Consider the following 11918-nt stretch of genomic DNA (forward strand, 5'->3'; position numbering starts at 1 on the left):
TTGAATAGATACAAGCCGTAAGAAGAAGACGAAAATGGCGGGGCTCCTAGCCCGCGCCTCAAAAATCAGTTAGGCTTAACTCTGGACAGTCCCGCAGGTCGGGAATACCTACTCAGGAAAGTGATATAGAAGCTCATGGCTAAGCAGCGCGTATCGATTAATGGCATTACTAAGTGGAAGGAAATCGAGGAGACCCCCCGACAGGCCGCCCCGGTCGTTGAGGAAGCTAAGGTTGTTCCCCTGCGACAGGCAATCGGTGAGGTCCTTCGCGACGTTCGCCAGCGTCAGGGTCGCACCCTGCGCGAGGTTTCCCAGCGTGCCCGTGTTTCCCTCGGTTACCTGAGCGAAGTTGAGCGCGGTCAGAAGGAAGCTTCCTCCGAACTGCTGGCATGGATTTGCCAGGCTCTGGACATTCCGATGTCCCAGATGCTGCGTGAGGTTGCCGACCGTATGGCGGTTCTCGAGGGCGTTCAGATTCCGGATACTGTTCCGGCTGAGATGTCTGAGCAGTACAAGAGCGATTACTACATTCTCTCGAAGTAACGCGAGGCGGCACATGCCGTGCTAAACGTGAAGCGATGCCGTGCATCCCCGTAAGGTGGGTGTGCGGCATCGCTTATTCTCGGTTTATTACCGGGCGATGTGACGAATTATGAAGCAAACTAGCGGTGAAGCGGAAGGAGCGCTTGTGAAGCTGAGCGAATTTTGGGCGTGCATGGAGTATGAGTTCGGCGCCGGGTATGCTCCGGTGCTGGCGCGTGATTTGGTGCTGGGTTCGTTGGGTCATGTGACCGCTGCGGAGGCGCTAGATCAGGGCGTTAACCCGAAGGACGTGTGGCTTGCGATCTGTGAGGAGCAGGAGATTCCGCAGGAGCGCCGCCTGGGTCCCGATAAAGAGCCGTTGCGCTAGGTAGTGAGCCTGGCGTGTTCTAGCACCTGTGCGGTGCCTACCGTCTATTCCCTGGCATTTGTTCGAGTGTTAGCGCCTGCGCGGGAGGTATTTTCGAATAATTAGCCGAGATTCCGGGGTTTTTCGAAAATATATGCCGAAACCCTATCCGATTTATTCGAAACTGGGTCGTAATTTTGTTCGATTCGTGCTAGACTTTTCCACATCAGGAATTTTTCGGAAAAATCTTCAAAGTTTTCCACAGATTTTAAAAAATGGCCTTATCCTGTCAGGCTGTGACCCTAGAGTAGTCTCAGAAGGAACCGGTAGGCCAAAACCTTCAAGGTCTCGATTACGAGTCCCACCGATTCCGAAGAAACATTACTCCCGTCAACCACTGACAACACAAAGAACGAGGTACTACCGTGGCTAAGAACACCAAGTCTCAGAGCGTAGCTCGCGTTCCCGAAGAGGGTCGCGCCAAGGCACTTGAAGCCGTGATGGCACAGATCGACAAGAACTACGGCAAGGGTGCAGTCATGCGCCTGGGCGATAAGGAAATCACCAAGACCGAGGTTATCTCCACCGGCGCTATCGCTCTGGACGCCGCGCTGGGTATTGGCGGTCTGCCCCGTGGCCGCGTCATCGAGATTTACGGTCCCGAGTCCTCCGGTAAGACCACCGTTGCACTGCACGCTGTAGCGAACGTTCAGAAGGCAGGCGGCGTGGCAGCGTTCATCGACGCCGAGCACGCCCTGGACCCGATCTACGCGGCTAAGCTGGGCGTGGACATCGACCAGCTGCTGGTCTCTCAGCCCGACACCGGTGAGCAGGCACTGGAAATCATGGACATGCTGGTTGGTTCCGGCGCCGTTGATATCGTGGTCGTCGACTCCGTTGCAGCGCTGGTACCCCGCGCCGAAATTGAAGGCGACATGGGTGACTCCCACGTGGGTCTGCAGGCTCGCCTCATGAGCCAGGCTCTACGTAAGATTACCGGCCGCCTCTCCGCAACCGGCACCACCGCAATCTTCATCAACCAGCTGCGTGAGAAGATTGGTGTCTTCTTCGGCTCTCCCGAAACCACCACCGGTGGTAAGGCGCTGAAGTTCTACGCTTCGGTCCGTATCGACATCCGCCGCATTGAGACCCTCAAGGACGGCGCTAACCCGATCGGTAACCGCACCCGCGCCAAGATCGTGAAGAACAAGATGGCTCCGCCCTTCAAGCAGGCTGAGTTCGACATTCTCTACGGTGAGGGCATCTCCGTTGAGGGCGGCATCCTGGACCTGGCGGTGGAGAACGACATCGTCAAGAAGTCCGGCGCATGGTTCACCTACGACGGTGAGCAGCTGGGCCAGGGCCGCGAGAACGTTCGTAAGCTGCTCAAGGACAACCCCGAGCTCACCGAGGAACTGCAGTACAAGGTTCTGGTGAAGCTGGGCATCATTGAGGAAGAAGCTGACGAGCAGGCAGCCGCTGAGTCCGAGGGCAACGACCCTCTGGACGAGCTGGCTGAGGAGTTCTAAACCGGCCCGCGTAGCTTCTTGCTAACGCCACGACTGATTGCCGTGTGCTGTGCATTCCGCACGGTGCACGGCAATCTGTCGTTAACGGAAGCGCATTAACGGGCGTGCATTAAGGGGAGTATCGGGGGCGCCGAGATAAAGCCTCGTTACAATGGGGGAGCGCCGTACAACCCCGGCGCACGGGCCATCAAGCGAGCCAACACAGGGGAGAGGAGGAACTGAACATGACGGAACAGAACGGTCATGAAGAGCACGAGCGAAACAGCGCGCGTGACGGCGACGCTGGTTTTGCGGCGCTGGATGCGACCGAACCGCACTTCGGCTCCTCAGCTCTGCAGGGGTCAGCCTTCCATGACCCTGCCTTCGAGGACTCGACTTTCTCTGCGCCTGTTTCCTTTGAAGCTACCGGTTCGTTTGAATCTACCGCCCCGCCGGTTGAGGTAGGCGGCTTCGAGGCGCTCAATTTTGAGGCGCCCGCCGCCCTGGCGGAGCCCACCCTCAACTGGGAGACACCTCCTGTTGTTGCGCCTCCTATTGTTGGAGAGCCCCCGTATGAAGATGAGCCTCCATACCCTGACGAGCCTCCCTACGAGGATGAACCTCCGTATCTGGCAGAGCCTTTGTACCCTGAAACAGAGTACGCAGGGGAATATTATGCAGGGGAATATTGGGTACCCTCGGACGAAGCGGCACCCGCAGAAGCGATAGCGGAGCAGCGTGGGGGCCAAGAAACCGCACCCCAGAAACCCAAGCCGAAAGCGCGGCAGGCTGAAAAGCCCGCGCCTCAGAAGAAGTTAGCGGCTAAGAAGAAGTCAGCGGCCACAGAAAACGCACCCAAAAAGTGGGCGCGGAACAGGACCACGGATTTGGTAGCCGCTGAGGAGTTCCCGGACTGGCACCCCGCCGCGCACGGCTTTGTTGAAGAAAGCATCGCCCGCGATAACGGCTGCGACTACGCCGGTGAGTTCCGCGTACCCAAGCTGCCCCTGCAGGCTGTGCCCGCCAGTTCTGAAGGTGGTAGCTCTGAGGAAGACGGCGAATCGCCGCGCCGCAGCCTGCTCGTTGACCCGAACCTGCCCGCCGTCTCCATTGACGAAGCGCCCGCTCGTGCCTTCACCCCCGGCGGCGCCGAGCCGCGCCCTATGGCGGCGGGGCGCATGAGTCGAGCGGGTGCCGCATCCATCGGATCGGGGCTCACTGCCGAAGAGAAGGAAGAGATCGAGAGGCAAGCCGCTCAGCGGGCTAAGCAGAAGAAACGCAAGTCTTCGCGTGCCTCCAAGAACACCGACTACAAGCGCGGGTTCCGCCGCATGAGTGCGGTGCAGCAAGAGAAAATGCGGAGCCGTTCGCCCTACGCGCCCGCCTTCGGGGCTCGAAGTGACGACGAGGAAACCCGCAAGAGTCCTGCGGGCCGCGGCTCGGGGAGCAACCTATTTAGGGAGGGAAGTAGCTTGAACGAAGAACTCACCCCCGCCGAAGAAGCGCTCATCCGCGGTATTGCCGAGGAGGAGGCGCAGGGCGTCGGTACCGGAAAGCGCCATGCCGCTTTGGCTGGATCTCCAAAGGGCGGTTCTCGAACACACGGCTCCCAACCGGGCGGCTCTCAGATGAGACATGCCTCCTCGCCGTCGGAAAGCAACGTGCCTTCCTGGAAACAGAAGGTGCGTGCCGCCCGATTCGCGGAAGAAACCGACCCCTACACGCGCGCTAAAACTATCGTGTACAACCAACTGGCGTACTCGGCAAAAACCCGAGGTCAGCTGCGTAAGAAGCTACAGGCAGAAGGCTTTGACGCGGAGCTTATTGAGCCGCTGCTCGATAAGTTCGAGGCTGCAAAACTCATTGACGATGCCGAATACGCCCAAAGCTTTGTGGCGCAGAAGAGCCGCACCAAGAAGCTCTCCCGCGCCGCGCTGCGCCGTGAGCTCGCTGAACGCGGGGTGCGCGGTGAAGAGGCGGAGAATGCACTGGCTCAGCGCACCGACGAGCAGGAACGTGAGGACGCCGCCGAGCTGGTGCGTAAGAAGCTGCGCCCGGGCATGAATCTGAGCGACCGCGCTGAAAAGGATAGGGTGACCCGCCGACTGCTGGGGATGCTGGCTCGCCGCGGGTACTCCTCCTCGGTGTCGATGTCGGTGATTCGTGAGGAACTCGCCGCCTACGGTGCGGAGGACGAGCTCTGGTAGAGGGCGAAGTAATACATTCCGCACGCACGGATAGACCCATGCCGGGGTGACCGAGAAAATAGGCACTATAAAGGGTGAGCCCGCTACAGACACACTCTGTGGCGGGTTCACCCTTATGTTTTTGAGCTTTATCAAACGCCTTGTCGAAGGCTATATTCGCTGTTTACTCTGCTGCTTATTCAGCGGCTCCCAGACGGTTCGCGAATTCGGCGAGGGTCGCATCCTGAGAACCGGCGATCTCAAGCAGCAGTCGCATCAGCTGCGCACCTTCACGGCGAATACGAGGCAACAGATTGGAACGCGCCGAAGAAGAGTACAGCTCCAACAGGGCGCACACGGTCACCGCTGTGCACACCGCCAAATCCTCCGCCAGGTGCTCATCCAGCGGGGCGTTCTCAAAGAGGGCAGAGTACAGCGCCGGCAGCGCCTTCTTGCGGTCCACCCGGTAGCGCGGGTACTCCGGCGAGGAGGGGAATCCCAGCATCGCCTCAACGAAGGGGAAGCCGCGGTGGTGCAGGCAGGTGCCCTCCGCATCGACCATGCGCACCTGCGCGCCGTCCGCCGAACCGATCAGCACATTCTGCGGCGAAAAATCGCCCGAAGAGAGCATATACACCCTGCCGCGGTTGAGCTTGAACTGCTCGGGTACCGGCGGGCGCTTGGTAAAGAAAGGTTGCAGAACGCGGCGGAAACGGAAGGACAGCTCTTCAACGGCGGCGGGAAGAACGGGCGCGTCCTCATGTGCGGCTGGGCTGGAAGCCGGGCTGTCAGCATCGTGCTCGGGGGTGCGCGCCTCATCAGCCACACCGCACAGCTTCTTCAAACCGCGCTCGGCCAACCCCGGCGAGGCAATAGCGCCCGGGAACTGCGCCTTGCGGTCAGCACGCGCCAGGTTCAGGCGGTAATCCTCGACCGCCTCGCCCATAATGCCACTGGCGGCAAGGGAACGGTACGCCTCAATGTAGTAGTTCAGCGCGTCCAGCGCCTGCTGTTCGGTGCCCTCCAGCAGAGCGTGGGCAACCGAATACTGCTCGCCCTCAACGGTTCCGGCGCTCACATCCTCCAGAGCCAGCACACGCAGCTCAGAATCCGCGCCGTAGAGCTGCGGGAACAGACCCGGAACCTGCCGGTTCAGCGCCTCCAAACCGTAGCACTCACGCAGGTACCCGAAACCGCCCGCGTTCACCGTCGAATCCTTACGGCGGTAACGCTTCACAATAATCGAGGTCGGCAAAGACTGTGTAGACTCGAAAGACTGCGCAGACTCGGCGGCAGGCTCATACGCCACACGCACCACAACGGAACGCATGCCGGTGCCCAGAATCTGCACGCGCTCCACCGCGCGGCCAGCCACCTGCCCCAAAGAATGCGCCCAGCTGAGCAGTTGCACCAGGGTCTGACGCATCGAGGCAGAATCAGCGCTCGCCTGAGGCGGCACGGGGGAGTAGGCGGCAATCGCCTCCTCGATGAGGGTGTTTAGAAGCTCCCCGTCAGGGGCGGGGGCGGAAGAATCGTTCGGTGACAGAGCCGGAAAGTTGCTACTAAGGGAAACCTGCATAGAGCCATTATCCCCCATCGGATACCCTATAGGGCATGACTTCGACCCTCAGCGATTCCGCCCAGACCCCCGAAACCAGCCCCCGCACCTACGAAGTGCGCACTTTCGGCTGCCAGATGAACGTGCACGACTCCGAACGAATGTCCGGCCTGCTGGAGGCTAACGGCTACGTTCGCGCTGAGGAAGGCACCCAGCCCGACCTGGTGGTGTTCAACACCTGCGCGGTCCGCGAAAATGCTTCCAACCGCCTGTACGGCAACCTCGGTCAGCTGGCGCCGGTCAAGCGCGCCCACAAGGGCATGCAGATCGCTGTGGGCGGCTGCCTGGCGCAGAAGGACCAGGACGCCATCATTGAGAAGGCGCCCTGGGTGGACGTCGTGTTCGGTACCCACAACATTGGTTCCTTGCCGGCGCTACTGGAGCGCGCCCGCCACAACCACGAGGCGCAGGCAGAACTGCTCGAATCCCTCGAAGTTTTCCCCTCCACCCTGCCGACCAAGCGCGACCACGTGTACTCCGGCTGGGTGTCCATCTCGGTGGGCTGTAACAACACCTGCACCTTCTGCATCGTGCCGTCTCTGCGCGGTAAGGAGAAAGACCGCCGCCCCGGCGACATTCTCGCTGAGGTTCAGGCGCTGGTCGATGACGGCGCTATCGAGGTGACCCTGCTGGGCCAGAACGTGAACTCCTACGGTGTGGAGTTCGGCGACCGCCAGGCATTCTCCAAGCTGCTGCGTGCCTGCGGCGAGATTGAGGGCCTGGAGCGTGTACGCTTCACCTCCCCGCACCCGGCAATGTTCACCGATGACGTGATTGACGCGATGGCGGAGACCCCGAACGTCATGCCCGTACTGCACATGCCGCTGCAGTCCGGCTCCGATAAGGTGCTCAAGGATATGCGCCGCTCCTACCGTTCCAAGAAGTTCCTGAACATTCTGGACAAGGTGCGCGAGCGCATCCCGAACGCCGTGATTACCACCGACATCATTGTGGGCTTCCCCGGCGAGACTGAAGAGGACTTCCAGGACACCCTGAAGGTTGTGGAGCAGGCTCGTTTCTCCTCCGCGTTCACCTTCCAGTATTCGATCCGCCCCGGCACCCCGGCGGCGACCATGGAGAACCAGATCCCGAAGGAGGTCGTGCAGGAACGCTACGAGCGTCTGATTGCCCTGCAGGACCGCATCGCCGGCGAGGAGAACCGCAAGCAGCTCGGCAAGACCGTCGAGCTGATGGTCGTTGCAGAGGCTGGTCGTAAGGCCGACCAGACTCACCGCCTCTCCGGTCGTGGCCCGGACCAGCGCCTCGTGCACTTCTCGGTACCCGAGGGTTGCGAGACTCCCCGCCCCGGCGACATGGTCACCGTGCCCATTACCGAGGCTGGTTCCTTCCACCTGATTTCTGACCCGACCGCCGAGCAGTACCAGCTGCGCCGCACCCGCGCCGGTGACGCGTGGGACCGCTCCCAGGCTGACTCTTGCGGTACCGGCACCACCCAGGTGCCCGGTGCGCCGGTGGGTCTGGGCATGCCGACCATCGGTCTGCGCCCCTAAAACCTATAACGAATCATGCGCCCTGTTCTTCGGGCTCTTGCCGCCACCGCGAGTGGGGGTGAGGGAACCGGTAGAATGGGGCGCATGACTATCTCCGAAACTCTGCCCGTTATCGCTATTGTGGGCCCGACCGGCACCGGTAAGAGCGCGCTCGCCATTGAGCTGGCTCTGCGCCTGAACGGTGAGTGCATTAACGCTGATTCTATGCAGTTCTACCGGGGTATGGATATTGGTACCGCGAAGGTCACCGCGGAGGAGATGCGCGGCGTTCCGCACCACCTGCTGGACATTATGGACGTGCGGGATGAGGCGTCCGTGGCGGAGTTTCAGGAGCGTAGCCGTGAGCTGATTGAGCAGATTCGCGGCCGTGGCTGCTACCCGATTCTGGTGGGTGGTTCCGGCCTGTATGTGCGTGCCGCCCTGGATAGGTTGGAGTTTCCCGGCACGGATGCGCGGGTGCGTGAGCGCCTGGAGGAGCAAGCGCGTACCGAGGGTATTGGTGTTCTGCACGCCCGCCTGGCGGAGGTCGACCCGGAGTCGGCGGCGCGCGTGAAGGATGAGCGCCGCATTATTCGAGCCCTGGAGGTGTTCGAGGTGACGGGCCGCCCGTTCTCGGCGTTCATGCCGGTGCGCGAGTACGTGACGGAGAGTATTCAGATTGGTCTGGATATGGATCGTGCCCTGCTGCACGAGCGTCTGCACCGCCGCGTGGAGCTGATGCACGAGCAGGGTCTGCTCGATGAGATTCGTACCCTGAACGAGCAGGGACTGCAGGAGGGTAAGACTGCCTCCCGCGCGATTGGTTACGCGCAGTTCGCTCGCGCCCTTGAGGATGCGGACTACAGCGTGGAGCAGGCGATTGAGGATACAACCATTGCGACCCGCCAGTTTGCGCGCCGCCAGCTGACCTGGTTCCGTGCGGATCCGCGCGTGCACTGGCTGGATGCGCTCTCACCCACCCTTGCTGATGAGGCGTTGGCTACAATTTTGCAAAAATAAGCAAACAGAAGTACTAAATTCGGGGAAGTTGGGTTACTCTGGGGGACATATTCGACTCAACCATAGAGGAAATATGTCACTCACATCACATACAAAAAATTCTGCCACTCTGTCCGCGGCAGAATCCACTCCGCGTTCCCTCTACGATGCCATTCTAGGCGGAACGAATTCACTGAACTTTATTCGCTTCGTTCTTGCAAGCTCCGTTATTGTCGCCCACTCAGCGCCGCTTATTAAATACAACGCTGGAATACTAGGTATTCCTGCTCCCATTTACATTGATTCGTTGGGGCATTGGGCCGTTAACCTCTTTTTCTGTATCTCTGGTTTTCTCATTGCGCACAGCGCCCAGAGGGGTACAGTGGTTGGGTATTTGAAGCGTCGCGCCCTCAGGATTTTTCCGGGTTACTGGGTGTCTCTACTCTTCGTTGTCTTCGTTTGTGGACCGATTTCAGTTGCTACCGGTCATGCATCTGACCCCTTCTCTTTTAAGAGTGCGGCTGGATATGTCCTTCGAAACTTTGATTTGCAAACTAGGCAGATTACTTTTTTGGGTGGGCCTACGGGAATCCCGTGGTCAGGTATTTGGAATGGATCTACTTGGACTCTCCAATATGAGTTCCTTGCATACCTTGCGTTGATTCCTATTTTTTATATTTCGTTCATCCGAAAAAGTTCGAAGTGGTTAGTGCCAAGCATCTTTGTGATGTTTTTTGGTGTATTTCAATTTTTCCACTTCACTGGCTATACCCCCGATAGCTTTGTGAACAATTCTCTCCGTCTTGGCATGTATTTCTTTGCCGGGACCCTCTTCTACGTGTGGGGCAAGCGAATTGTGTATAGCGCTTCTCTGGGAATTGCCTTAACCTTTATCAGCTTTGTAGCAACTTTCTTCTGGGAAAGTGAAATGACGGGTTATATGGCTTTGCCTGCTACTTACGGGGTTTTGGCATTGAGCGCAGCTATTAAAACCCGTTGGTGCAGTAAGAACGATATCTCTTACGGCGTTTATATCTACGCTTTCCCTGTGCAGATTCTACTGATAATTTTTGGTAGTGCGTCTCTGGGCTGGATTCTGAACGCCATCCTTACCTTCGCAATTACTATTGGTCTGGCGTGGCTGTCTTGGCTGTATGTTGAGAAGCCGGCACTGGCTTTGAAGGACCGCCAGCTTCTGCGCATTCGCCGTAATCGTCCCGCAGGCACCGTAGCGGCATCTTCATAAACCGGTAAAGTATCCCGCCTATTTCTGCGGCTTTCGGTGAACATGATGAACTCATCAAGTAAACCGGGAGCCGCAGAAGCGTTTCTGAGGAAGAATGCCTGAATCACCATCTGGCGCGGTAAAATCATAAACGGACAGGTCACCAACCTTAAGGACAGCATATGAGCGAGAACCCTTCCACCTGGGGCGAGCTGGCAGGCCTGACCCTCACCAAGGGTCACGGCACCGGTAACGACTTCATCTTTCTGACGGACGAGAACGCAGAAATTGCTCTCACCCCCGAGCTGGTAGCCCGCGCCTGCGACCGACACTTCGGCATTGGCGCGGACGGCTTCATTCGTGCTGCCCGCAGCACCGCCTCCCGCGCGGGTCAGAAGCTGCTCGAGGAGCACCCGGACGCTGTCTGGTTCATGGACTACCGCAACGGTGACGGCTCTATCGCTGAAATGTGCGGCAACGGTGTGCGCGCGTTCGTGGAGTACCTGCGCACTGAGGGCCTGATTGAGCTTGAGGTGGGCGAGACCGTCAAGATTGGTACCCGTGCCGGTGTGAAGACTGTGGCGCGCACCGAAGAGGGTTACGCGATTGATATGGGTCCGTGGAGCTTCATTCACGGTGAGGCTGCCCGCGAGGGTGGCGAGGACTGCCTGGTGTCTGCTCGCGGCCTGAAGACTCCGCGTGCTGGCCTGTCCATTTCGATGGGTAACCCACACACCGTGGTGATGCTCGGCTCTGACGGTAAGCTGGACGGCCTGGACCTGCACAGCCTGCCTCAGGTGAACCCCGCCCCGGTCAATGGTACGAACGTTGAGTTTGTGGTGCCGGTCGACCTGGACATTGAGAGCGGCGCACAGGTGGGCGCTATCCGTATGCGCGTGCACGAACGCGGCGTGGGCGAGACTCTGTCGTGCGGTACCGGTGCGTGTGCGGCGGCTGCGGCGACCCGTTTCTGGGGCGGTGAGGAAGCACCGGATGAGTGGCTGGTGCATGTGCCCGGCGGTACCCTCGCGGTGACTTTCGTGCTGGGCCCGGACGACCTGGAGCACGTTGTTCTGGCTGGTCCGGCGCAGATGGTTGCGACCGTCGTGCTGCGATAACGTGCTGTTTTAGAACAGAGATTTTATAGAGAAAAGCGGCGGATGTTTTCTGATAACACATTCAGAAAACACCTGCCGCTTTTATATTTTAAGCAATTAGCGCTAGAGGATTTAGCGCAGGATTTAGCGCCAGAGGTTTTAGTCCTCGTAGCGGTGCACCTGCAGAATACGGAAGCCCTTCGAGGTCGCATAGCGCGACACCTCAAACTCGCCGGGGTGCAGCTCCTCAAGCTGCGCGTCCATCCACTTCTGCAACGAGTCGGAGCCCAGGTTCTTCTGAACCACCAGGTAGGCGTCACCACCGGGTGCCAGGCGAGGTAGCCAGGTCAGCAGAATCTCGTGCAGAACCTCCTTGCCCACGCGAATCGGCGGGTTCGACCAGATGGTGTCAAAACGCAGTTCGGGGTCAACCGATTCGGGGGTTCCCACGGTGACGTTGGACAGGCCGAGAGCGGCGGCGTTGCGTTCGGTCAGGCTAATGGAGCGGGAGTTCACATCCACCGCGTGCACCTGCGCCTGCGGGGCGAGCATCGCCAAAGTCAGGGTGATGGGTCCCCACCCACAGCCGATGTCGAGCATGCGTTCGCCCTGCGGGTCGGGTGCTTCCTGCAGCAAAATAGCGGTGCCCTTATCAATGCCGGAGGGGCTGAAAATGCCGTTAGCTGTGGTGACGGTGACCTTGCGGCCGGCAAGCTCCACCTGCACGGGGCGGGGCTTGAACTCGGTCTCGGGGGTTTCAGAGAAATAATGCTGCTCGCTCATGCTATCCAGTGTACCGGTAGGGCAAGAACCCGCCGCACACGGGCAGAGAATGCACGGGGCAGGTCAGCAGCTTGCACGCCCTGAGCGCACAGGCGACCGAACCCCCTACCCGATGCGGGCAAC

At 59.6% G+C, this 11918-nt stretch carries 10 protein-coding genes; 8 read left to right on the forward strand and 2 right to left on the reverse strand.

Translation table 11 applies throughout. The features are described 5' to 3' along the window. Nucleotides 1-135 precede the first annotated feature (135 nt). The 4 genes from HMPREF2712_RS01705 to HMPREF2712_RS01720 all read left to right on the forward strand — a co-directional run bounded on the left by HMPREF2712_RS01705 (nucleotide 136) and on the right by HMPREF2712_RS01720 (nucleotide 4604). Nucleotides 136-543: a helix-turn-helix domain-containing protein gene (locus tag HMPREF2712_RS01705; protein WP_012903910.1), complete on the forward strand. Its 408-nt coding sequence runs from the start codon at nucleotides 136-138 to the stop codon at nucleotides 541-543. A gap of 145 nt (nucleotides 544-688) precedes the next feature. Further along, a complete protein-coding gene (locus tag HMPREF2712_RS01710) occupies nucleotides 689-910 on the forward strand; it encodes a DUF3046 domain-containing protein (RefSeq protein ID WP_005507110.1) in 222 nt (73 codons plus the stop codon). Between the two features lie 404 nt (nucleotides 911-1314). After that, the gene (gene recA, locus HMPREF2712_RS01715) at nucleotides 1315-2418 is read left to right on the forward strand and encodes a recombinase RecA (protein WP_005507111.1); all 1104 of its coding nucleotides are present in this window, start codon (nucleotides 1315-1317) and stop codon (nucleotides 2416-2418) included. Nucleotides 2419-2642: 224 nt separating this feature from the next. Further along, the gene (locus HMPREF2712_RS01720) at nucleotides 2643-4604 is read left to right on the forward strand and encodes a regulatory protein RecX (protein WP_070819100.1); all 1962 of its coding nucleotides are present in this window, start codon (nucleotides 2643-2645) and stop codon (nucleotides 4602-4604) included. A gap of 175 nt (nucleotides 4605-4779) precedes the next feature. Here HMPREF2712_RS01720 and HMPREF2712_RS01725 read toward each other — a convergent pair whose 3' ends face one another. Further along, nucleotides 4780-6162 (reverse strand): hemin ABC transporter substrate-binding protein, encoded by a 1383-nt coding sequence (locus HMPREF2712_RS01725; protein ID WP_070819101.1) that lies wholly within the window; start codon nucleotides 6160-6162, stop codon nucleotides 4780-4782. Nucleotides 6163-6197: 35 nt separating this feature from the next. On the opposite strand from HMPREF2712_RS01725, the gene miaB reads away from it, so the two are divergent. From miaB to dapF, 4 genes are all read left to right on the forward strand, one after another. Then, the gene (miaB, locus tag HMPREF2712_RS01730; protein ID WP_049328025.1) at nucleotides 6198-7712 is read left to right on the forward strand and encodes a tRNA (N6-isopentenyl adenosine(37)-C2)-methylthiotransferase MiaB; all 1515 of its coding nucleotides are present in this window, start codon (nucleotides 6198-6200) and stop codon (nucleotides 7710-7712) included. A gap of 84 nt (nucleotides 7713-7796) precedes the next feature. Next, entirely contained in the window at nucleotides 7797-8711 is a 915-nt protein-coding gene (gene miaA, locus HMPREF2712_RS01735; RefSeq protein ID WP_070819102.1) for a tRNA (adenosine(37)-N6)-dimethylallyltransferase MiaA, read from the forward strand. A 73-nt stretch (nucleotides 8712-8784) separates the two neighbouring features. After that, complete coding sequence (locus HMPREF2712_RS01740; RefSeq protein ID WP_070819103.1) at nucleotides 8785-9936, forward strand: acyltransferase family protein; 1152 nt, start codon at nucleotides 8785-8787, stop codon at nucleotides 9934-9936. A 161-nt stretch (nucleotides 9937-10097) separates the two neighbouring features. Beyond that, the gene (dapF, locus tag HMPREF2712_RS01745; RefSeq protein WP_070819104.1) at nucleotides 10098-11033 is read left to right on the forward strand and encodes a diaminopimelate epimerase; all 936 of its coding nucleotides are present in this window, start codon (nucleotides 10098-10100) and stop codon (nucleotides 11031-11033) included. Between the two features lie 138 nt (nucleotides 11034-11171). Here the strand turns inward: dapF and HMPREF2712_RS01750 are convergent, their stop codons facing one another. Beyond that, nucleotides 11172-11795, reverse strand: coding sequence for a class I SAM-dependent methyltransferase (locus HMPREF2712_RS01750; RefSeq protein WP_049341729.1), 624 nt, complete (start codon nucleotides 11793-11795; stop codon nucleotides 11172-11174). Nucleotides 11796-11918 lie beyond the last annotated feature (123 nt).

It is taken from the genome of Rothia sp. HMSC064F07, assembly GCF_001837265.1.
GTDB classification, from domain to species: Bacteria; Actinomycetota; Actinomycetes; order Actinomycetales; family Micrococcaceae; genus Rothia; species Rothia mucilaginosa.